This window comes from Salinimonas sediminis, from assembly GCF_003429285.1.
Taxonomy (GTDB): Bacteria; Pseudomonadota; Gammaproteobacteria; order Enterobacterales; family Alteromonadaceae; genus Alteromonas; species Alteromonas indica.
The window spans coordinates 4,286,755-4,306,389 of record NZ_CP031769.1 but is presented as its reverse complement, the minus strand read 5'-3'; the positions used below and the strand labels follow the sequence as shown (position 1 = coordinate 4,306,389).

At 49.0% G+C, this 19,635-nt stretch carries 20 protein-coding genes; 18 read left to right on the top strand and 2 right to left on the bottom strand.

What is annotated here, in order from left to right:
* Nucleotides 1-11: 11 nt before the first annotated feature.
* The 17 genes from D0Y50_RS18860 (at nucleotide 12) to D0Y50_RS18780 (ending at nucleotide 16,474) form a co-directional block, all read left to right on the top strand.
* On the top strand, nucleotides 12-356 hold the full coding sequence (locus tag D0Y50_RS18860; protein WP_117318447.1) for a cupin domain-containing protein: 345 nt from the start codon (nucleotides 12-14) through the stop codon (nucleotides 354-356).
* Between the two features lie 4 nt (nucleotides 357-360).
* The gene (locus D0Y50_RS18855) at nucleotides 361-1,686 is read left to right on the top strand and encodes an MFS transporter (RefSeq protein ID WP_108568665.1); all 1,326 of its coding nucleotides are present in this window, start codon (nucleotides 361-363) and stop codon (nucleotides 1,684-1,686) included.
* A 23-nt stretch (nucleotides 1,687-1,709) separates the two neighbouring features.
* The gene (locus D0Y50_RS18850; protein WP_232366311.1) at nucleotides 1,710-2,615 is read left to right on the top strand and encodes a sugar kinase; all 906 of its coding nucleotides are present in this window, start codon (nucleotides 1,710-1,712) and stop codon (nucleotides 2,613-2,615) included.
* Between the two features lie 38 nt (nucleotides 2,616-2,653).
* Nucleotides 2,654-3,268 carry a bifunctional 4-hydroxy-2-oxoglutarate aldolase/2-dehydro-3-deoxy-phosphogluconate aldolase gene (gene eda, locus D0Y50_RS18845; protein ID WP_108568667.1) on the top strand — a complete coding sequence of 205 codons (615 nt, stop codon included), beginning with the start codon at nucleotides 2,654-2,656 and terminating at the stop codon, nucleotides 3,266-3,268.
* A gap of 146 nt (nucleotides 3,269-3,414) precedes the next feature.
* Nucleotides 3,415-3,873 (top strand): azurin, encoded by a 459-nt coding sequence (gene azu, locus D0Y50_RS18840; protein WP_117318443.1) that lies wholly within the window; start codon nucleotides 3,415-3,417, stop codon nucleotides 3,871-3,873.
* Between the two features lie 74 nt (nucleotides 3,874-3,947).
* A complete protein-coding gene (locus D0Y50_RS18835) occupies nucleotides 3,948-4,700 on the top strand; it encodes an MBL fold metallo-hydrolase (RefSeq protein ID WP_108568669.1) in 753 nt (250 codons plus the stop codon).
* A gap of 613 nt (nucleotides 4,701-5,313) precedes the next feature.
* Nucleotides 5,314-6,282, top strand: a complete 969-nt coding sequence (locus D0Y50_RS18830; RefSeq protein ID WP_108568670.1) for a HEAT repeat domain-containing protein — start codon at nucleotides 5,314-5,316, stop codon at nucleotides 6,280-6,282.
* Nucleotides 6,266-7,192: a transposase gene (locus D0Y50_RS18825; RefSeq protein WP_147318263.1), complete on the top strand. Its 927-nt coding sequence runs from the start codon at nucleotides 6,266-6,268 to the stop codon at nucleotides 7,190-7,192. Before D0Y50_RS18830 ends, D0Y50_RS18825 begins: the two co-directional genes overlap by 17 nt.
* 273 nt (nucleotides 7,193-7,465) lie before the next feature.
* Nucleotides 7,466-8,182 carry a YIP1 family protein gene (locus D0Y50_RS18820; RefSeq protein WP_170145554.1) on the top strand — a complete coding sequence of 239 codons (717 nt, stop codon included), beginning with the start codon at nucleotides 7,466-7,468 and terminating at the stop codon, nucleotides 8,180-8,182.
* A 151-nt stretch (nucleotides 8,183-8,333) separates the two neighbouring features.
* On the top strand, nucleotides 8,334-9,218 hold the full coding sequence (locus D0Y50_RS18815; RefSeq protein ID WP_117318439.1) for a hypothetical protein: 885 nt from the start codon (nucleotides 8,334-8,336) through the stop codon (nucleotides 9,216-9,218).
* Nucleotides 9,211-10,344: a sensor histidine kinase gene (locus D0Y50_RS18810; protein WP_117318437.1), complete on the top strand. Its 1,134-nt coding sequence runs from the start codon at nucleotides 9,211-9,213 to the stop codon at nucleotides 10,342-10,344. The genes D0Y50_RS18815 and D0Y50_RS18810 overlap by 8 nt, the downstream gene beginning before the upstream one ends.
* The gene (locus D0Y50_RS18805; RefSeq protein WP_108568675.1) at nucleotides 10,322-11,059 is read left to right on the top strand and encodes a LytR/AlgR family response regulator transcription factor; all 738 of its coding nucleotides are present in this window, start codon (nucleotides 10,322-10,324) and stop codon (nucleotides 11,057-11,059) included. Before D0Y50_RS18810 ends, D0Y50_RS18805 begins: the two co-directional genes overlap by 23 nt.
* A 253-nt stretch (nucleotides 11,060-11,312) precedes the next feature.
* Nucleotides 11,313-12,422, top strand: coding sequence for a hypothetical protein (locus D0Y50_RS18800; protein ID WP_108568676.1), 1,110 nt, complete (start codon nucleotides 11,313-11,315; stop codon nucleotides 12,420-12,422).
* A 163-nt stretch (nucleotides 12,423-12,585) separates the two neighbouring features.
* Entirely contained in the window at nucleotides 12,586-12,786 is a 201-nt protein-coding gene (locus D0Y50_RS18795; protein ID WP_108568677.1) for a DUF1656 domain-containing protein, read from the top strand.
* Nucleotides 12,787-12,793: 7 nt separating this feature from the next.
* Entirely contained in the window at nucleotides 12,794-13,654 is an 861-nt protein-coding gene (locus D0Y50_RS18790) for an efflux RND transporter periplasmic adaptor subunit (RefSeq protein WP_117318435.1), read from the top strand.
* A gap of 5 nt (nucleotides 13,655-13,659) precedes the next feature.
* Nucleotides 13,660-15,729, top strand: a complete 2,070-nt coding sequence (locus D0Y50_RS18785) for an FUSC family protein (RefSeq protein WP_108568679.1) — start codon at nucleotides 13,660-13,662, stop codon at nucleotides 15,727-15,729.
* Between the two features lie 79 nt (nucleotides 15,730-15,808).
* On the top strand, nucleotides 15,809-16,474 hold the full coding sequence (locus D0Y50_RS18780; protein ID WP_117318433.1) for a hypothetical protein: 666 nt from the start codon (nucleotides 15,809-15,811) through the stop codon (nucleotides 16,472-16,474).
* A gap of 6 nt (nucleotides 16,475-16,480) precedes the next feature.
* Here D0Y50_RS18780 and D0Y50_RS18775 read toward each other — a convergent pair whose 3' ends face one another.
* The gene (locus D0Y50_RS18775) at nucleotides 16,481-17,860 is read right to left on the bottom strand and encodes a GntP family permease (protein WP_117318431.1); all 1,380 of its coding nucleotides are present in this window, start codon (nucleotides 17,858-17,860) and stop codon (nucleotides 16,481-16,483) included.
* A gap of 132 nt (nucleotides 17,861-17,992) precedes the next feature.
* Here D0Y50_RS18775 and D0Y50_RS18770 point away from each other — a divergent pair, with 132 nt between their 5' ends.
* A complete protein-coding gene (locus tag D0Y50_RS18770) occupies nucleotides 17,993-18,505 on the top strand; it encodes a gluconokinase (RefSeq protein ID WP_117318429.1) in 513 nt (170 codons plus the stop codon).
* A 14-nt stretch (nucleotides 18,506-18,519) separates the two neighbouring features.
* On the opposite strand, the gene D0Y50_RS18765 is transcribed toward D0Y50_RS18770, so the two are convergent.
* Nucleotides 18,520-19,533, bottom strand: a complete 1,014-nt coding sequence (locus D0Y50_RS18765) for a LacI family DNA-binding transcriptional regulator (protein ID WP_117318427.1) — start codon at nucleotides 19,531-19,533, stop codon at nucleotides 18,520-18,522.
* Nucleotides 19,534-19,635: the final 102 nt, after the last annotated feature.

Sequence of the window (19,635 nt, the reverse complement as noted above, 5' to 3'; positions counted from 1 at the left end):
GGACAACACGGATGACGCAGCAACAAAGTGCCTTATGTAGGTTTGCCAGCGCCCCTCCGGTGGAAGACCGGGGTAACGACCTTAAGCGTCAAATGCTGGGATACAACAATAAATTAACAGCAGTAAAGATTGGGTTTGCACCGGGGGCGGAAGGGTACGTACACGCTCACCGTCATTCACAGGCCTCGCTGGTAGTGGACGAGTTCCAGGTGATGGTAAATGGTGAAACCAAGACAGTGGGCCCGGGCGATAGCTTGTTTGTTCGGCCCCATGAAGATCACGGTGCAGTATGTCCTACCGGTGGCATTCTGATTGATACATTTAGCCCGGCCAGAGAAGACTTCCTTAAGGAGTGACACCATGAAATTACGTCGATTACGCTGGTGCGTAATATCGCTGGTTGCGCTGGCGACCATAATTAACTACATCGATCGTACGGCAATCTCAGTAATGTGGCCGGGAATAGCGGATGATCTGGGGATGGATAGCTCAGATTATGCCAATATTATGAGCGTTTTCCTGGTCGCATACGCGGTTGGCCAGGCGCTGTTTGGGCGTATCTTTGATGCTATCGGCACCCGTCTGGGGTTTGTGCTATCGATTGTTGTGTGGTCGGTATCCATTGCCCTGCACGCGGTGGCTACCTCGGTTACCTCATTTGCCATTTTTCGGGTATTACTTGGCTTGGGTGAAGCGGGTAACTGGCCTGGCGCGACCAAGGCGAATGCCGAGTGGTTTCCGGTAAAAGAGCGTGCCCTAGCCCAGGGGATATTTGGTGCCGGTGCATCTATGGGAAGCATCATCGCTCCTCCGCTTATAGCCTTTTTATATGCTTTTTATGGCTGGCAAGCGACCTTTATGATTATTGCTGGTTTAGGTGCTTTATGGATAATTCCGTGGGTTATTTTGGTAAAAAGCGGCCCAGATAGCCATCCCTGGATCACTGAAGACGAACGCAATTATATATTGAAAGGCCAGATTGCAGAGTCTGCACAAGCCCACGACGAGTACGTTCCTACGCTGAAACAGCTATTGTCACATCGTCAAAGCTGGGGAGTAATCGGTGCGCGTTTCTTCATTGAACCAATCTGGTGGTTGTTTGTTGCCTGGTTGCCATTGTACCTGAACGACAAATTTGGCTTTGATGTTAAAGCTATCGGCGCCTCTGCCTGGATACCGTATTGCGGCGCTGCCGTGGGAGCCTTATTTGGTGGCTGGCTAGTGGGCCGGTTTCTTACCGCAGGCTGGAGTGTCACTAAAGCACGGCGTGCAGTTATTTCACTGGGCGCAATTACCATGTTGCCGGCACTTATTGCTACGTCAGTAGCCAGCACCCCAGGGGTCGCTATTGCCCTTATTACCGTCATACTATTTGGCTTTCAGGTAGCCATTAATAATATTCAAACATTGCCCAGCGACTTTTTCACTGGCCGCAGTGTGGCTTCACTCGCTGGGATAAGCGGAGCAGTGGGGGTTATTAGTGTTATCACGGCGATTCAGCTTATACCTATTATTACCCGGGACGGTACGTATTACCCACCGTTCTTTATTCTGGGCGCTTGCCTGGTACCGCTGATGCTGTTTGCGGTATGGTTTATAGCTGGCCCCATTCGCCCGGTAGGGCCTAAAGGAACGTTGCCAGTGGATACTCGCGCAGACGAAACTAATTCGGAGAAACAACCGTGAAAATAGGATTTATAGGCGAGTGCATGGCCGAGCTGAGCCAAGCCGGCGACGGCTTGTTAAGGCAGGCATTTGCAGGCGATACCTACAACAGCGCGGTCTATTTAAAACGCACGTTTAGCCAGTGTGATGTACAGTTTATTAGTGGCCTGGGCACCGACAGTATTAGCCAGGCGATGTTAGATAGCGCCACTGCCGAGCAGGTGGGTACCGAGCTTATTGGCAGAACCGATAAGCTAACCATTGGCTTGTATCAAATACATACCGACCCACAAGGGGAGCGCTCGTTTACCTACTGGCGTAGTAACTCTGCGGCGCGGCAAACCTTATCGCTGATGAATGAGGATGCCAAACACGCATTGTGCAGTATGGATATGGTGATGTTTAGCGGTATTACTCTTGCTATATTGCCGCCGCCAGAGCGCGAAGCGTTGTGGGCTTTGTTAGATAACCTGAAGCAGGCCAATGTAAAACTGGTCTTTGATATAAATTATCGGCCAGCCTTGTGGACCAATCGTACAGAAGCGCAGCAATCGGTAAAACGCGGTATTGAATACGCCGATATTCTGTTGCCCGGCGTGGAAGATTTCAGCCAGTTGTTTGAACTGACAAAACTGCCCGACATTATGGCTTTTTGCCAGGCCGGTGGAGCGACCGAGATTGTCTTAAAAAATGGTGCTCAGGAAGTACATTTGTATGGCGATGATTCCGCGCGCACCGTGACTATTGAGCCGGTAAAAAAGGTTGTTGATACCACCTCTGCAGGTGACGCATTTAACGGCGTGTATCTGGGGGCCAGGCTAAGCGGTTTTACAATGGAACAGGCAACCCAACAGGCCGCAGCATGTGCCGGTTTTGTTATTCAGCATCGCGGTGCCATTGTCGACGCCTCTCAGTACCAGACTTTTGTTGCACAGCTGCGTCAAGCATAAGCACTGTGCCTCTGTTTATTTAACTGTAAAGGATACCTATGAATACAATATCTTCCATGATGGGGGAGCAGCGTGTACTGCCTATCATACAGGCCAATAACGAAGACGAAGGTCTTAATATTGCCCGAGCCATTCATGCGGCCGGTATTAACGCAGTCGAAGTGGTTTTACGAAGCGAGCGTGCTGCGCAGGTCATCACGGCCATCAAGCAAAACGTGCCCGAGATGATTGTCAGTGCAGGTACGGTGGTAGATGAAGCCAGTTACGTAAAAGCGGTAAACGCAGGCGCTGATTTTATTATTACACCAGGGTTCAGTCCGGCATTGCTGGACATTTTATCCGGCAGTGAAATTCCTACGTTACCCGGGGTGGCCAGTGTGGCTGAAATCATCGTGGCGCGCGAGCATGGCTATCGCGAACTGAAGTTCTTTCCAGCAGGTATTGCTGGCGGGCCAGCTTTCTTGAAAGCCGTTCAAAGCCTGTTTCAGGATACCCGATTCTGTCCAACGGGCGGCGTTTCAGGTGATAACTATGAAGATTATCTAGCCTTGAATAATGTATTTGCTGTGGGCGGCACTTGGGTGGTTAAACCACAGTGGGTGAAAGACGGCCAGTGGGATGAAATTACGCAGGCGTGCAAAGCCGCTAAATAGCGTTTCGCTATCCTAACCCCAAGGCCTGCCCGGTAAGGGGTAATCGTATTATCCGCTTGGCAATATCGAAAAAACCGGCGGGTAATACCGCTCATATTTCATTATATTTTACCCTTGTTCCTAGCGTTAATTATGAAGGTAGGATAATGAAAGTATTGAAAATAGCATCGGCGCTTGGGGTGCTGATGCTGTCGGGTACGGCGTTTGGTCAAGCGTGTGAAACAACGGTGCTGGCCACCGACGCGATGAAATATGATACCAAGCATATTGCCGTGCCTGCCAGTTGCAAAGCATTTACTGTGACACTAAAACATACTGGCCGCCTGGCAAAAAGCGTAATGGGGCATAACTGGGTATTAACCCAACCTGATCAGGCGCATGCGGTAGCCTCTGATGGGATCAGTGCAGGGCTCGCCAATAACTATCTGGTGGCTGACGATAAGCGGGTTATCGCTGCCACCAAGGTTATTGGCAGCGGTGAAGAGGCCTCTGTCACTTTTGATGTCGATACCTTAAAATCTGACCAGCCATATACATTCTTTTGCTCTTACCCAGGCCATATCAGCATGATGTTGGGAGAGCTGGAGGTAGTGTCAGCCCAATAAGCCAACTGGTTTTAGTGGTCTAACCAATGATAATTTGCTAACGTTAACATGTTGTTAATAATCATGTTGACGTTATGCGCATCCATACGCTGCAAGGGTATATACAAAACATTTTTCTGGTTGAAGAGCCGCAGGGGCTATTGCTTCTGGACGGTTGTAGCCGGGCAGATGTAGATAAGGTATGTAGGTTTATTACCCACGATATGGGCAGGCCCCTTACCGATCTGAAACTCATTGTGGTTACCCACATGCACCCGGACCATGCTGGCGGGGCGCATCGGCTTCGTAGGTTAAGCGGGGCGACGTTGGCGGCGCACCCAAAAGCCGCTGTCTGGTACGCCGGTATTGCGGGACGCACGGCGCATCTTATTGATGTTGCTTTAATGTACTGGGTGGCCCAGCGTCTCGGCAAAACCCGTCGTAAAGCATGGTATGCGCCGATTTTAACGCCCGATATTTTGCTCACCGATGAACAACCGCTTCCCGGCTTTACTAACTGGCAGGTAATTTATACTCCCGGGCATACTGACCATGATTTATCGCTGCATCATCTGCCCACAGGTGAACTGTACATAGCCGATTTATTAGTGCGGGTGAAAGGGCAATTACACCCGCCGTACCCCATATGCCACCCTAATCAGTATCGTCGTTCTTTATTAAAAGTGTCACAGCTTAAAGCTAACACTTTGTTTTGTGCCCATGTATCTCCGCTCGATGTGCAGGAAATACCTTTTGAAACCATTATTGCCAATGCACCCGTACTGCCAAAAAACCATTGGCATGCGGCGAAGAACCGTATTTGGAAGAAAATAAAAATGGCCGGTTAGCGAGGCTTATGCGGTTTATACATCGGTTCAGCCCGTTCGCCGGTCAGACCAGCTGTGTTTTTCTACAACGCCGCATTCGCTATCGTATTTAAAGACCATTAATCACGTCTAACGACCGCATTTCACTTTATCCTCCCAATAAAAACTAGCCTTATTAGTATGAATTTGGTGTCAGGGCGCACAGCCCGGCATCTGTAATTAATAACAAAAAAAGTTTTGTACCAGCCACAGTTTTAAACACGAAAATGATTTTCGGTTAAGCGGTCTGACATTGTTTGCTAGAGCGCTTGGTAATAAATGGAATTGGGTTAACAACTACCTGGCTGCCAGTATTCATTTAAAAGATGAAATAACCCTGGTAAGAAACCAACTTAAAAAGGATCTACAAGATGAAAGTTACCCAGACAGCAGCACTTAAAACCCCATTTGGCATGGCTGGCACTGCGCAGCTACAAGTGGTTGGCGGCCCAATTTGTGTAGTGATGATAGTTATACCGGCATAACGTAAAACGAAGTCTGCCGGTCAGCCCCGGTGCGAAGGGGGCGTTTAACATTGCGCCTGCTTTTGGAACCAAAGGGCTGACCGACAAGTTACGACGTGGGGGGTAAAATAATGAAAAAAAATGAACAAATAGAACAATTTTTCCGCCACCATGCAGCGCGTAAAAGCAGCCAGGAACGGGTCGAAAGTATACGTACACGTAATGGCAGGTTACCTATTGTAGCAGCGTTAAATAAAGCATTCGACGGCGCCGTCGCCCCAGAGCCGGAAACGTTAAAGACGCTACTGGCCACGCACTCAACCGACACCTTAGCGTACCTAACTACAACCACTATTGAGCATATGAGTGAGGATAGCTTTTACTTTTTGCCGATGGCCGGCCACTCAACTTATTTTGCTCACCGGATCATTATAAAAAGCACCGCAGATTATGACCTAAGCCTGGATTTTATCGACCCGGCGTTGCTTAAAAAATACAAAGCGCAAAGCAAAGCTAATTTACAACAGCGCGGTATTACCTTTTTTGGTCGCGAAACATTGAGTTATTTTATTCATGCTGGCGATATGACCATTAGTAAGTGGACCCATCCTAAAGCAATTACTGATTTACAGGGCATGCGTTGCCAACTGCAAGAACAGCAGACCCTTACCGATGGTGATGTGGTGCATTGCCAGAACAACCAGACTTTTATGTTTGATAACGCATCCAGTAGCGCGGTTATTATGACCCTGGAAATTAAACGCGCTATGTTACCGGTCAGCCTGATTTTTAGTGCTGCAGACCATACATTGCGGTTTCAAAACCCCTCTAACGAGGCAGACTCACGTATTCAGTTGTGCATGGCGATATTAACCAAACTTGATTATGTCAAAGCAATACCGACACTAAAAACGTTTTTAGACCACCCGCAACACTTTATTCGGTGGTATGCAATGCAGCAAATTTTAGCGTTGGACGCCCTTGAAGCACTAAGCGAGTTGGCCGATATGGCTACCCGCGACCCGCACCAGGAAGTAAGACAGGCTGCTAAAGAAACCTTATTAATGATTCAACAGCAAGGGTATGAGCATGCCTGTTAGTGTGAATCTTGACCATATTACCGAGTCTATTTCATTAGACGAATGTTATGAGTTGCTCATTGAAAGTAAATTTGATCCGGCTGACGAGGAAAGCTTTCTAGCTGTTGCGCCGCTACTGAAAAAGTTGAACAACAACAAAACGTTTTTGGCCGAGACCCTGATAGATGAGCTAGCGGGCACCAGTAAACTCGCCGGCCAGCATAATCAGTACACACCGCAGGTACTGTTGCTAAAAGCGCCAAATAGCGCAACCAATTTTTTTATCAGAGCCAATATCTGGCTGGCTAAAGATGATCCTATGCTACAGCTGGCGGGGGAAAAGTCGTTTTTTTATCATGTGCCGCACGATCATAATTTCAATTTTCTGACTGCCGGCTATTTGGGGTCAGGTTATGAAAGTGACTATTACGAATATGACTTTTATAACGTGGAAGGTTATCCCGGCGAGCCAGTAGATTTGCGTTTTATTGAACGCAAAAAGTTGCAGCCTGAACAAATCATGCTGTACCGGGCGCACAAAGATGTCCACAAGCAGTTACCGGCGGATGAGTTATCTGTGTCGCTCAATATTATGCCCTCAGATATGTTTGCTCACCTTAAGCCGCAGTATGTATTTAATGCGCAGTGTACGAAGATAGAGCGGCCGACGGCAACATCGAATTCTTCTACCGAGCCTGCCATGCATTTCATTGCGCGCTGCGGCGGTGAAGCAGGGCAGCAGTTTTTAGAAAATATGGCGCGTAACAGTATTATTGAAGAAGACCGGGTTAAAGCAGTGAAAGCGATGACGGCAATGCATGACAGCCCGGAAGGCAAACTCGCCACATTGCAGGAGTACGGCTTTAGTTCGGGATCAAATCTGGTGCGGTCGATGGCCTATGAACATGCTCGCTCGCTTGCACTGCTATGAAGTTAGACGCGAATTAACAATATTGAGTTAGTAATAGCACCATAAACGAATTTTACCTTGCCGGCATCAAACAGGTGCAGACCAGGTAGACAATGTGTTCCAACCACTGTAAGACTTTTGCTCCACGCAAGGCCCTCAACACGGATTGTTGCAGGGCTTTTTTTATCCTTCGCCTACACCAAAAATCACCCATTTCTTCCGTTTTTCACATTCTGATTCCAGCTTGGATCGGATCTCGTTAGGCTTATGCTGTTAAAAAAAGGATGCCTTGACATGAAAACTACGCCTTCGTCTTACTCTCCAGGACACGCCTTCATCGATACTTTCGTGGCCCCGACAGAACTTTTTGCCCGGTTTAAAACCAGTTTACCCTGGGCTAAATGGGGTGCAGTGATGTTATTTGCCGTGGTGCTACTTAGTAATATCTATTTTTTCAGTATGATGTCATCGCAATGGTTGTTAGACCAGCAAATGGCCCAGGCAGGCTATTTAAGTGCCAGCGAGCGCCCCCAGGTTGAAGCCATGCTTAAGTCGCTATTACCGTACACCGGCATATATATGGGCATCAGTAATGTGCTGGCGATAGTATCGCAAATTTTATTGTTGGGGCTGGCCTATTGGCTATTGCAATCGTTTATGTTGCGCCAGGCCCAGTTCACTTTGTGGCAATGGGTTAATGTCGTGATTGTGTGCCAGTTACCCTGGATAGCCAACTATCTGGGCTTGGCTCTATTAACACTAAGTGCGGCAGATCATAATTTGCCGTTGTCGATGCTGGAGTATGCTTCATTAAATCAGCTGTTCCTGCATTTAGACCCCCATACGGCCTTATACCCTTTGGCCAGTGAAATTAATCTATTTCATTTTTGGAGTCTCGGACTGGTCGCTACAGCGGTACATCGGTGTCTGCATGTTAGCTGGTTTGCCAGTATTGTGTTTGCGGCAATCCCCTATGCTATGTTAGCTGTAGCGTGGGCAGGTATTGCCTGAGCAGGATAATCGCCACATGAGTAAACCCCATCGTTAATTCAACACTATTGCGGGTAGCCGTTTATCGTACTTTCGCCATCGTTTCTATCGCGTTGATAAACACCGCTGTAACCATTACTGCTTATGTTTATTTAAGAGGACTGGCGGTAAATTGGCGATAAAAACGCGAATATGGCATTGGCGAAGTATTATCGCGGGCGGTTATCTGATTATGCAAGGCGTATGGCTTTGGTGTCCTTTGGCAGTTGTTGGTGCCGGTTTGGCCGGGGCGCTAACCCATGTTGGTGCGCCCCTGAAGAGCCCCGATGTACCATGGCAGGGGATGGTGTGGCCAGTAACAGGGCATACGTACTGGCCCTCACAACCTCACATTTGTATTGCTATGAGTTATCCGTTACCGGCAAAGGCTGGGTTCACACTTGCCCTGAACCTGGCTCATAAGGGGCTAACGTTAGCGCGTAGGCACCGTCGTTATGAAGCGGATACTGCATTGTTTCGCGCCTCAAAAAACAGTAATCTGCAAAGCCTGAATACACCTTTGACGCTATCAAAAGGGTCGCCGCTGAATACTGTCAATAAGGCTATCCCGCCGTCTTTTATTTCCACCGCCGGCAGAGAGCACTCACATGCAAAACATCACCACAGTATAAAACAGATGTTGATTATGCTGGCGGGCGGGTTGTGCTGGCTTACCGGAGCCCTTGCTATTATGCAGATTATCCGACTTTCAGCATGGCAGTACAGATTACCTGCGGGCTTAACAAAATCTTGTCATAGCGTTGACGGACCGCTAAAGCTGGGTGTGAAGGCAGCGAGTGTCACTCTGTGCGCGGCAATAACCGGTATTGCCGTAGTCTATGGCAGCAGCCTGGCGCTGCGGTGGTGGTTTCCTGGCAGTCCGCATTTGGCTATTCCTGTAAAAGAAGCGTTATGGGGGATTTTGACCAGTATTGCCGCCGGGGTAGGTTTTGCCATGATACTTGCGCACAATTGGTTAAGCCTGAGCCTATATCGCCCGGGGTATCACCGTGAATAACCTGGCCTGGGCGCCATCTTGGTTACGCCAGTTTGGTACGTACGCGGTAGGCACCAGTAAGCCTTATCGGGTAGTAATGTTGTTACTATTTGGGTTGCACTTTATTCTAACCTGGGCGGCTATGCAGTCGCTATTGGCCGGTACCGGCGAGTACGTGAATGCGGTGATTGCGCGGGCCTTACTGGAAGCCACGTTGTTTATTGCAGTCTGCCATTTTCTGGTACGCCCGTATTTACGGATGAACCTGGTAGGCACGAATTTACAGGCCACTTCCATAACGCTCTGTGTGTTTTATTTAATGGCGGTTTCCATTGTTTATTTTTATATCTCTTACTCATTAGGTAAGTTAGATTTTTTGACCGCCACCGATATGAGCCAGATCCAGGTACAGTCAGGGCAGATGGGACGGGAATTAGGTTTTATTGCCATGGTAGTAATGGGCAGCGCCCAGTCGTTAATTACGTTAAGTTTATGGAGTGTAGCCTATCTGGTATGGCATTTTCAGAAGAACAAACGTGAGTTGCAACACCAGATAAACCAAAGCCAGATTCAGCAATTAACCAATCAGCTTAGTCCGCACTTTTTGTTTAATAGCCTCAACAGTATCCGCGCTCTTATCTTTGCTGATCAGGAACGCGCAGCGGAGGTACTGACGCTGTTATCAGACTTGCTGCGTAGCCAGATGCATTCACAGCTAAAAACCCGTTCCACCCTGGGAGAAGAATGGCAACTTACCGGTAAGTATCTGGAAATTGAGAAAGTCAGGTTTGATGAGCGGTTAACGCTTGAGGTCGATTTAGCACCTGCCACTTTAGGCCAGGAAGTGCCTACGCTAACTTTGCTTACGTTAGCTGAAAATGCTGTGAAACACGGTATTTCCCAAAGCAGTCGGCCCGGTTATATTCGCCTGACCAGTTACCTCAGTGCCAGCCACAGTTGGTGTCTGGAAGTGGCTAACTCGCATTTTAATAGCCCGGGACAGCCGGGCACCCAGGTGGGCCAGCATAATGTTAAAAAACGCCTGGAGTTAGTCTATGGGCGCCAAAGTCGCTTTACGACCGAAGACGACAATCAGCAGTATCGAGTTCTAATGGAGTTGCCGTATGTTAAAAGTCCTGATAGTTGATGATGAGCGGCTCGCCCGGATGGAGCTTGAGCGTATGCTGGGGAAGTTTGATGACGTCGTGATTGCCGCCCAGGCAGCCAACGGCAACGAGGCACTAGCCGCATTACAGGTGCACCCTGTTGATTTGGTCTTTGTTGACATCAAAATGCCTGAGCTAGATGGCTTGGCCTTCGCCAGGGCAGTAGATCCCAAGGTCCATTTTGTATTTTGCACCGCTTATAGTGAGCACGCTGTACAGGCATACGAACTTAATGCCTTCGATTATATTGTAAAACCGGTGGCGCCGGCCCGCCTGGAAGCGGTTATTAATAAAGCCCGGCTTACACACGGCGTCCAGCCTGTGCAGCCCCAACCCCAGCCCGATTATTTGCCCGACGACCATGGCCTGTTACTTAAATTCGGGCATGACTTTAATATTGTAAGGCTGGCAGAGATCAGCCGATTTGAGTCTATCGGTAATCATGTGGCGGTTTATTCCTCGGCGGGCAAGTCGTATATACATGCCTCGTTATCCAAAGTGGAAAGTCGTCTTAATCCTTCTGCTTACTTTAAAGCCAGCCGTAGCGATATCGTGCGTATTAATAGTATTAGCCGTATTGAAGAGGGTATGGCTGCGGGTACATTCAGCCTGTTTTTAAAAGATGGCAGTGTAATAGAAGTAAGCCGACGTCAGGCCCAGCAATTGCGCAAAGTTTTTAGTATTGAGCATTTTTGAACCCTAGAATATCAGTAGCAGGGCCTACAACGCAGGCTCGGTAATAGGGCTATCGGTGTTTGCTTACTATTATTCAAAACCAATTTCGCGGATATCCAGTATAGACCTTTCGGTTGTCTGAAAAAAAAGTGCTACACAATATGACAGCAGTATTTCTTGTGCCTGGTGCAACCCCAGGGTTAAAAATGCTTCTGCAAACCTAAACTGCTGTGGCACACTGGCTTTAACCGTGGCAAAAGGAATCCCCTCGTCGATGTCGCAACGCCCATTATTAAAACATATACATGACCATTCGCTGCTGTTTACTGAACTGGCCAGCCTGCGCGATCAGGCTATCACCCAAATGGGGTTAAGCGGTTATCAGTTCCATAAAACCCCCAAGTTTTATGGCCCAAACGGTGAACGCCTCACGGTGGAGCCAGAACGCAGCATTGTACTACCAGAGCTGGATACGCTTAAAGATGTGCGCCAGGTACTTAAGCGCGCAGTGCCGAAGCTCACCGACGTACCGCATAGTGACGTGGGTTATCGATATCCCACCGCAGCATTAGCAGGCACCGATGCCCCGTTTATTAAACGGCTTCGCTCAGAGTATTTTCACCGAGTAGATGAAGACCGTAGTATTTGCCGACCGGTGAATTTATCGTTTGGTATAAAAAGCCGGGGTAAGGCAGATAATCGTTTGGAATACGAAGTCTGGATGCCGGATGACGATCCTATGCAGAACCCATTGCCTTTATTCATTGAGCGCTACGGGGAAGACTTACCCCTCGAGGTACGCCAGTTCGTACAACAACCTGCCAGGGTGCATGGCTGGATGGGGGTGAAACGGGCAGCGTTCGAAGCCATTTATTATAACCCGGCTGCACTTGGTGATATTGCTATATGTGTAGCGCTATCCGTTGATGCTTACAATATTGGCGCCCGGCCTGACTTGTCTTATAGCGAACAAGCTCAAAGTTCAATTGCGGCCAGTAATGCCGAGCTGGAGTGGGAAATAAACGGTTACTACGCCCCCTGCGATGCCTACCTGTCGCACGACGAGATTTGGCATGCTATTAACTATACGTTAGAGGCCGTAGGTAGCCCATTGGATGAGCATTATCATCCCCATATCATTCCGTCGCAGGAGAGCAAAACAGAGCGTATTCTATCCACCGTGATGGGCCTGGGTAGTAGCGCTGAAGAAATTGAACAGATGAACCTGCAACCCTGGGAATTTATGCAAACCACTAGTGAACGCCGGGTTAAAGCGCATGATCCGAGCCGCCATGTGAATTTTCTGGGGCGTTTAAACAGATTGTTTTATCAGCCGGAATTCCAGCTACCTTCAATTAACTATATTCACGACCTTATTGCTTAATAAGCCTCACGGTCGAATCCCAGGTTAAAATGGTCTGGCCAGCTTGCAAGGCTGGCCAGACAGGGCCTATAGCGATTCTATCGGCCGCGGGAAAATATAGTGAATGATCCTTATAGCCGTTGTAGGCTAATCTCTTATTAGGTTTTTCTTTTCACCAATCATTATGTTTGAAGAAGTTGCACTTGGCGGCATGTTATTCAGCCCGCTGGTCGTGTTGATTCCAATTGCGTTCTTGTTATCTGTCATTACCCGGCTGGGGCTTTATAAAACAGATCTTTACCAGCGAATCTGGCGTCCGGCCTGGTTCGAAGTGGCGTTGTTTGTTTGCTATCTGGCGGCAGTGGTTTTTATAGCGGGGAGTTAATCTATATATGGGTACCGTGATACGGATTATTATAACCTTGCTGGTGGTGGGGTTGGCCGTTTTGGCAGGGCGCTGGGTGTGGGATCATTATCTGTATTCGCCGTGGACGCGGGATGGCCGGGTCAGAGCAGACATTACGGTTATTGCCCCCGATGTGGCTGGATGGGTGACTAACCTGGCAGTGAAAAACAATCAGCAGGTACGTAAAAATGATGTGCTGTTTTCTATCGACGACGCCCGTTATCAGGGTGCGGTAGCTGAGCAGCAGGCGGCCATCGAGCATAAACAGCAGGTTTGGGAGCTGGCCAGGCATGAATATGAACGTCGCCGCGGACAAGAGGGCGACCAGGCCGTGGACCCCGAGCAACTTGAAAGCCGACGGATTAACGCGGAAGTCGCTAAAGCAGATTACAACCAGGCGGTCGCTAAGCTGCATATGCTGGAATTAAGTTTACGCCGTACACGCATAAAAGCACCACACACCGGCTCGGTAGTGAATCTGGATTTACGTGAAGGTAATTACGTGAAACAAGGCAGCCCGGTATTAGCCATAGTGAAAAGCGACTCTTACTATGTGACCGGGTATTTTGAAGAAACAAAATTGCCATTGGTGCATATTGGGCAGCGGGCCACCATAAAACTGATGAGCAGCGAGAAAAATATTACCGGACGGGTGGTGAGTATCGGACAGGCGATAGCCGATACCAGTATCGGGCACAATGAACAGTTACTTCCGCAAATTCAGCAAACGTTTAACTGGGTACGGTTAGCCCAGCGAATTCCCGTGGATATTGAACTTGATCCGGTGCCCAAAGATATTCGACTGGTCGCAGGGTCGACGGTGTCGGTACATTTGAATAAAGAATAACGCTTGTGCGACTGCATCCGTTAGCACTGACCTACATAAAACCATCCAAAGAGGCGTTGATTTTTGCCACTAAAGGGGTGTTATCCATGGTCATGGCGCTGTATATCGCGCTGTATTTTGACCTTGATAAACCCTATTGGGCGGTAGTCTCGGCAGTCTTTCTGCAAATCCGGCCTGAGGGCGGCATGGTGGTGGAAAAAACCGTTAGCCAAATCAGCGGAACCTTGATTGGCGGGGCCTATGGTATGTTTGTGCTCAACTATTTGCATGCTGCCCCTATCCCGGCGATGGCCGCGCTGGCCTGTTGGTTAGGGCTAAACTCGACATTATCAGCCATGGTGCGCCGGGTTAATTTTATCTATTTTTTTGCTATGGCCTGCGTTACACCTTGTATTATTGTTTTACTAACCATGGTTAAGCCGCAAGCAGTATCCAGTTTTACTATTTTCGAAATTGCTCAGTCGCGGGTGACCGAGATTATTGCTGGCTCGTTGTGTGCCATGACCGTCAGTATGCTGGTATGGCCGCGCCGCGTTCAGACCGAGCTAAAAATTCAGGCCAGAACGGCGATCAACCAAACAATGGATTACCTGGTTTTAGAACTGGACCCCAATGGCTCCCATGAAGCCCGCCATGAACGTATCGATACTATTTTGGAATCCCTCGCTGCGCTCAATGATGATGCCAGTGCGGTTACTTATGAAGGCCCCTATGGGCCGGGGCGTTCGCGGGCGGCTACCGTTATCGGTAATAAGATTCTTTCGCTGGTGGCGGTGATTCAGATATTTGGCAGATTGCAGCGTAATCATGCAGATATTATTACGCCGCGTTTGTCCCGGTTATTGGACCTACTGCGTACCGATCTTCAACATATCGCCGTCTCCAGTGACTTTGAACGCTGCTATGAATTGGCGCAAAAGCAGCGGCGTAGCTTGCTGCGTAGTACTAAGGATGAAGATAACCTTACGCCACTGGAAACACGCCTGCTTAAGACCGCGCAACATATGGTGGCGGAACTGGTATTGGTGTTAAGAGCATTTAACGCGCTAAGCAGCAACGAACAATCGTTATTGAAAGCCCCTCAGCAGCGGCCGTATCGCGATCCCCTTATTGGCCTTGCTACGGGTTTACGTACCTCGCTGGTGTTTAGTGTTGGCGCTTTTATTTGGCTGCACACCGGCTCCCCAGCAGCCGTTATGCTGATGATACTGCCTGTTATCTATTCCATTATGTTTGCCCGACTTCCCTCTATTGAAGTGAAAAGAGCACTGAAGAAAATGCTGGTGGGTGTGTGTGTGGCAATTCCTGTGGCAATCTTCTTTGCATTGAATTTGTTAGCTCAGAGCTCCGGCGATTTTGCCTTGCTTATCATGATTCTTGCCGGCCCATATTTTCTTGGCTTGATGCCTATTGCCGACCGGTCCACCTTGCCTTATGGCATGGGTTTTTGCATACCTTTTACCATATTGGTGCAGCCATCGAACGATATGAGCCGGCCATTTTCTGTCGATTATACCTTAAGCAGTGCTATAGCGATTTTGTTGGGCGTAAGCATTTTGTACTGGATTTTTCGTATTATTACCGGCCCCGGGGTGGTTATGCTACAGGCCCGGTTGCTTGCTGCTACCCGACGCGATCTGAAGCGTCTTATAGGCAGAAAAGCGCCTGAACACTGGTTTAATGCCCGCATGGGCGATCGCTTGTTACGCTTAGCCAGTTACGACCAGGGAATGGTAAGTGAGGCCAGGGTGCTGACCGACCTGGGGCTTACCGGGCTTAACCTTGGGCATGTGTCTATACGGTTTCGGCCACTGGTACAAAGTTTTACCGAAACCGATATGACCCAGGTGTTAAAAGACTGGCAATTTGCCCTGGCCGATGCCTACATGGAGGCTGCAAAAGGCCACAATCCAGCACACTTTCAGCCAGCCTGTGACCGGGTGTTGGCACTACTGCGTCAGGATTGTCAGGCGCAACATAATTTAAATATGGTTGAAGGGGTGTTTGAACGGTTGTCGCTAACCTTTGAGCGTACTGCCACCATGATGAGAGAGAAAAAGCTCGCTGCCCAGTGATCTTTTTATATGTCAATCTGGTTAAAGTTTTGTGACAGCCTGAGGGCTGCCGTCAGATTGTTTATGTAAAGGAGTACCCGTGAACCTGTTAAAGTGGAAATTTACTTACCCAGTTACTGTCCTATTTGCGCTGTTGCTAATGGCTGATCTGGGCTTTGCGCTGGTTCATGTGGTGTATAAATTTAATTATCTTAGCCACCCGCATTTTTCTATCGACCGTGATGGCAGCTATGCCGAAGTGTACCAATATCTCAAAGAATTCTGGATTGTCTGCCTGCTACTGCTAATTGCTGTTCGGGAAAAAGCGGTAATCTATTTAGCCTGGGCTTTTATCTTTTTATATATGCTGGCGGATGACTCAATGCGCATTCATGAAATGGTGGGTGGCATATTGACGCGTAGTTATCAGTTGCAACCGGTGTTTGGGCTGCGCGCGCAGGATATTGGCGAGTTACTTATTACCGGTTTAGTCGCCGCGGTTCTATTTTCATTCTTATTTCTTGCCTATTACTTTGCTTCGCCTACCGCGCGCCGGGTAACCCATTATTTGCTTTTACTGGTGGCGGGCATTGCTTTTTTCGGCATTGTTGTGGATATGTTGCATGTGGCTTTACCATGGGGTAAAAGCCTGTTTGCCCTAATCGAAGACGGCGGTGAAATGGCCATTATGAGCTTGGTTGTAGGCTATTGTTTTTCACTGCTTTATCGCCATTCGCCTGCTTTGCAGGCCAATAGCGTTAGATAATCAATTTTAAAAAACGATACTTAGCCCTGCCGCCAGAATAAATGCAATTGAACCGAGCAGGGTCTCCATTACCGTCCAGGTTTTCAGGGTCGTTTTTTCATCCATCCCTAATAGCCTTGAAACCAACCAGAACCCTGAGTCGTTGAAATGCGAAAGGACGGTAGCACCACCGGCGATAGCAATAACGATAAAGCACAGATCAAGCTCTGACAGTCCACTGGTGGCCGAGACTACAGGCGCCATCAGCGCGGCGGTCGTGGTGAGCGCCACGGTAGCTGAGCCTTGCGCTACCCGCAAACAGGTAGAAATGACGAACGCTGCCACAATCACCGGCATCCCCGAAGCAGAAAGCAGCTCAGCCAGCGCCTCGCCTATACCGGATGCCCGTAACACACCACCAAACATTCCCCCGGCGCCGGTTACCAAGATTACAGCACAAATCGGCGCTAGCGAGTCGGTACAAAGCTGTTCCATTTTTTGCTTGCCGAAGCGTCGCGTAAATAGCATTAGGCACAGCAGCAGGGTGATAAGCAGGGCCACCGGAGTTTTGCCTAGCATACGCAATGTTTCTACCCAGCCACTTTCCCCTTCAAGATAGCCAGCCACCTGTAAACTGTTCAGACCGGTATCTAGAAAAATCAGACATACTGGTACCAGTAATATTGCCAGTACCGTACCAAATGCCGGAGGCGGCGTATTATCATCTGGTGAGTTATCCGCAGAGTCAAACAGCGCAGGCAGCGGAATATTGAAACGGTTGCCGGCATACAGGCCAAACAGGTAGGCCCCTAAGTACCAGGTGATTACTGCAATAATTAACCCCACCAGTAACAGTAGCCCCATATCCGCCCCCAATAAATCAGAGGCTGCCACGGGTCCTGGATGCGGGGGCACAAATGCGTGCATTACAGCAAACGCGCCCGCGACGGGCAGGGCGTAGTGGAGTACCGAGCCGTTCACCCGCTTAGCAACGGTAAGCAAAATAGGCATAAGTACAATTAACCCGGCATCAAAAAAAATCGGAAAACCGAACATTAACGATGCGATACCAAGAGCGAGTGGCGCCCGTTTTTCGCCAAATCGGGCTATCAGGGTGTCTGCCAGCACGCGGGCCCCACCGGTCTGTTCCAGAATTTTGCCAATCATACTGCCAAGGCCCACCAGCAACGCCACCGCCGCCAACGTAGAACCAAAACCCGACATCATGGTCGGTACCACATTTTCCGGCGATATACCTGCCACCAGCGCGGTACCCAGACTCACCAGTGTGAGCGCAGCGAAGGCATGCACTTTGAAAGAAATAATCAGCACCATTAGCGCCACAATGGCGCCTGCGCCCAGCATTAATAACGCAGTAGGAGCCTGACTAATTGTTATTGCATCCATGAATTATCCTGTTTATGAATTCACAATCTGTTAAGTTACCGGTAACATGTTACCGATAACAGCGCATACGTAAACATCTTTTTAACAGTATTGGCTGAGTTTATCAAAAGGTTAACCATTGAGGGGCTTAACATGGAACACTGCAGTATTGTGGTAATGGGCGTGAGTGGCTCAGGAAAAAGTACCGTGGCCGAGGCATTAGCTAAAGCGTTGTCGGCAAAATTTATTGATGGCGATGATTTGCATCCGCGAGCAAACATAGTAAAAATGGCGGCGGGCAAGCCACTAAATGACGATGACCGGGCACCCTGGCTGGAGCGCATTAATGATGCCGTATTTAGCTTTACCAGCAAAAACGAAACCGGGGTCGTGGTGTGTTCAGCACTTAAAAAACGTTACCGGGACGCGATTAGAAAAGATAACCGCCAAGTGGTTTTTGTATTTCTTGAAGGTGATGCGGCGTTAATTGCCCAGCGTATGCAGCAGCGTCAGGGACATTTTATGAAGCCTGATATGCTGGCCAGTCAGTTTGCAGCACTGGAAACCCCAGCGGCGGATGAAACTGACTTTATTCAGGTTAATATCGCGCAACCGGTCGAGCAGTTGGTGGCGCAAATTATCGGTCAGCTTCCATGCGGTAAATAAAGTATATAGCGTCTTTAGGCCGAGTCTCCTGCTGTGAAATCAAACCCTACATCAATGGTTTTTTGCTTAATCGGTAGACCCGCCAGGGTATCCAGCAGCAACCGGGCGCTATGCTGGCCTATGTCGAAACGTGGGGTACGCACGCTGGTCAATGCGGGTGTGACGGTTTGCCCGATATCCAGCCCGTTGTAGCCAATAATGCGAATATCCTGTGGTACTTGCAGACCATAATCCAGACAACACAACATTGCCCCTACAGCCAGGTCGTCATTCGTACAAAAAATACCATCGGTGGTACCGTATTTCGCCAGAGATTCGTTCATTAGGTCGCGGCCTACCGAGAAACTGGATGACGCACTGGTTTCGATAACCATCGCCGTAAGACCTGCTTCATTGATGGCCGCATGATAACCGTCGCGGCGTAACAGGGTACGGGTATCTAAGCGCGCAGCCAGGTACGCGATGTGCTCACAACCGCTGGAAATTAAACGGTTAACCGCAGTATAAGCCGCCTGGCGGTGATCTAGCCCTACCGCCATATCAATAGGTGCGGGCGGAAGTTCCATGGCTTCTACTACAGGAATGCCTGCCTGGGCCAGCATTTGTAAGGTTCGTGGGGTGTGGTGGGTTTCGGTTAGGATCAATCCATCAACCTGATAAGACAACAGGGTGGCAATTTTTTCCTCCTCGGTGGCAGCATCATAGCCGGTATGGGCAAGCAAAGTATCATAGCCGCGCTCCCCGGTAATGCTTTCAATACCTTGAACCAGGCTGGCAAAGACCTGGTTAGATAACGACGGAATAACAATACCTATTGCCTTACTTGAGGCGCGCGAGAGCATTGACGGCGCTCGGTTCTGAATATACCCAAGGGTGTCGATGGCCTCCGCTATTTTTTGCCGGGTTGCCTGTGCCACGGAATCGGGATTGCGCATATAGCGTGAGACGGTCATCTTGGTGACTCCCACCTGCGTGGCAATATCCTGTAGAGAAACGCGTTTAGTCCGCGCTGAAGGGGTGGTCGACATAATAGAGCAACAAAAAGGAAAACCTGAATGTTACAGGTAACATTCCAATCTTGCCAGCGAAATGTTATTTGTAACATTGCAAAAGCACTGCGTTGTTACAGT

Coding starts and splice junctions, on each gene's coding strand:
- D0Y50_RS18860 (WP_117318447.1), top strand. CDS start 12: ATGACGCAGCAACAAAGTGCCTTATGTAGGTTTGCCAGCGCCCCTCCG.
- D0Y50_RS18855 (WP_108568665.1), top strand. CDS start 361: ATGAAATTACGTCGATTACGCTGGTGCGTAATATCGCTGGTTGCGCTG.
- D0Y50_RS18850 (WP_232366311.1), top strand. CDS start 1,710: ATGGCCGAGCTGAGCCAAGCCGGCGACGGCTTGTTAAGGCAGGCATTT.
- eda (WP_108568667.1), top strand. CDS start 2,654: ATGAATACAATATCTTCCATGATGGGGGAGCAGCGTGTACTGCCTATC.
- azu (WP_117318443.1), top strand. CDS start 3,415: ATGAAAGTATTGAAAATAGCATCGGCGCTTGGGGTGCTGATGCTGTCG.
- D0Y50_RS18835 (WP_108568669.1), top strand. CDS start 3,948: ATGCGCATCCATACGCTGCAAGGGTATATACAAAACATTTTTCTGGTT.
- D0Y50_RS18830 (WP_108568670.1), top strand. CDS start 5,314: ATGAAAAAAAATGAACAAATAGAACAATTTTTCCGCCACCATGCAGCG.
- D0Y50_RS18825 (WP_147318263.1), top strand. CDS start 6,266: ATGAGCATGCCTGTTAGTGTGAATCTTGACCATATTACCGAGTCTATT.
- D0Y50_RS18820 (WP_170145554.1), top strand. CDS start 7,466: ATGAAAACTACGCCTTCGTCTTACTCTCCAGGACACGCCTTCATCGAT.
- D0Y50_RS18805 (WP_108568675.1), top strand. CDS start 10,322: ATGTTAAAAGTCCTGATAGTTGATGATGAGCGGCTCGCCCGGATGGAG.
- D0Y50_RS18800 (WP_108568676.1), top strand. CDS start 11,313: ATGTCGCAACGCCCATTATTAAAACATATACATGACCATTCGCTGCTG.
- D0Y50_RS18795 (WP_108568677.1), top strand. CDS start 12,586: ATGTTTGAAGAAGTTGCACTTGGCGGCATGTTATTCAGCCCGCTGGTC.
- D0Y50_RS18790 (WP_117318435.1), top strand. CDS start 12,794: ATGGGTACCGTGATACGGATTATTATAACCTTGCTGGTGGTGGGGTTG.
- D0Y50_RS18775 (WP_117318431.1), bottom strand. CDS start 17,860: ATGGATGCAATAACAATTAGTCAGGCTCCTACTGCGTTATTAATGCTG.
- D0Y50_RS18770 (WP_117318429.1), top strand. CDS start 17,993: ATGGAACACTGCAGTATTGTGGTAATGGGCGTGAGTGGCTCAGGAAAA.
- D0Y50_RS18765 (WP_117318427.1), bottom strand. CDS start 19,533: ATGTCGACCACCCCTTCAGCGCGGACTAAACGCGTTTCTCTACAGGAT.